General features: G+C 69.4%; 1 protein-coding gene. It reads right to left on the bottom strand.

Features of this window, described 5'->3' with window-relative positions; translation table 11 throughout:
- Positions 1 to 332 precede the first annotated feature (332 nt).
- On the bottom strand, positions 333 to 1,237 hold a 905-nt coding region (locus tag AB0I91_RS07815), incomplete at its 5' end, for a tetratricopeptide repeat protein (RefSeq protein WP_499635938.1).

The following is a 1,237-nucleotide window of genomic DNA, read 5'->3' as shown; positions in this document are numbered from 1 at the left end:
GCGGAGGGCCGGACCTCGGGCGGGAGCACCAAAGGATGGGAACAGCGCTGACCAGAGGTTTCACACCGGCAGCCTGGTGGGTGGAGTCATCGTTTGAGCTATCCGCACCCGAGTAACAGCAGGGGCCGGGCCGCGTCGGCCCGCCCCCACCTCGGGCGTTCCATCTCAAGCCGAGTGACGGCAGTTCGGCGCGAGGCGGGCTCGCTGCCGGGTTCGGCGCCAGCCCGTACGACTCCCGGTGTCCCCGCACAAGCTGAGTTACTCGACACGGATTTCGCCCTCGACGGTGATCGACCTAGGCAGTGCCGGGTTTGACCAGGTGTGGGCAGCTCTTACAAGTGGCGGGGAGGTCGGCTATCAGGCAGGTCGTGGAGTGGCGCGGAACTCTCGGGTGGCTTGGAGGCGGTTGGGTAGTCGCGTTGCAGGGTGTCCAGGAGTGCGGCGGTTCGGGTCGCCTCGGGGACGTCGAGTTCCCGGTGGAGAGTGAGGGCTTGGTGGAGCAGGGTGGTGGCGCGTGCCGGATCGGTGTGCTGGAGGCATCGTCCTTGTCCTGCCAGGGCGTTGGCTTCGTGGAGTCGGGAGCCGGTGTCGCGGGCGAGGGTGAGGGCGGTGGTGAAATGGGTGTGGGGGTCGCCGGCGTCGGGGTGGGCGAGCGCGAGCTCGCCCAGGGCGTTATAGGTCTCGGCTTCCCCGTCGTGGTCGCCGACCTCACCGAGCAGGGCGAGGGCCTTCGTGAGGTTCGTGGTCGCGGGCTCGTGAGCGCCTTGCAGGCGTTGGGTGATTCCGAGATACAGATGACCGTTGGCCTGGCCGTGTCGGTCGCCCAGGTCCGTGAACAGGTCCAGCGCACGGGTCAACGTCGCCTCCGCCACCCCGTACTCACCTCGCGCGTACTGCACGTGGCCGAGACTGTGGAGGGCGTTGGCCTGGCCGTACCGGTCGCCCAGGTCCGTGAACAGGTCCAGCGCACGGGACGACGTCGCCTCCGCCACCCCGTATTCACCCCGCGCGTACTGCACGTGGCCGAGACTGTGGAGGGCGGTGGCCTGGCCGCGCCGGTCGCCCAGGTCCGTGAACAGGTCCAGCGCACGGGACGACGTCGCCTCCGCCACCCCGTACTCACTCCGCATGGACTGCACGATGCCGAGGCTGTTGAGGGCGTTGGCCTGGCCGCGCCGGTCGCCCAGGTCCGTGAACAGGTCCAGCGCACGGGACGACGTCGCCTCCGCCACCCCGT

This window comes from Actinosynnema sp. NPDC049800 (genome assembly GCF_040656635.1).
Taxonomy (GTDB): domain Bacteria; phylum Actinomycetota; class Actinomycetes; order Mycobacteriales; family Pseudonocardiaceae; genus Actinosynnema.
The sequence above is the reverse complement of the archived record's forward strand: the minus strand, read 5'-3'. Positions and strand labels throughout refer to the sequence as shown.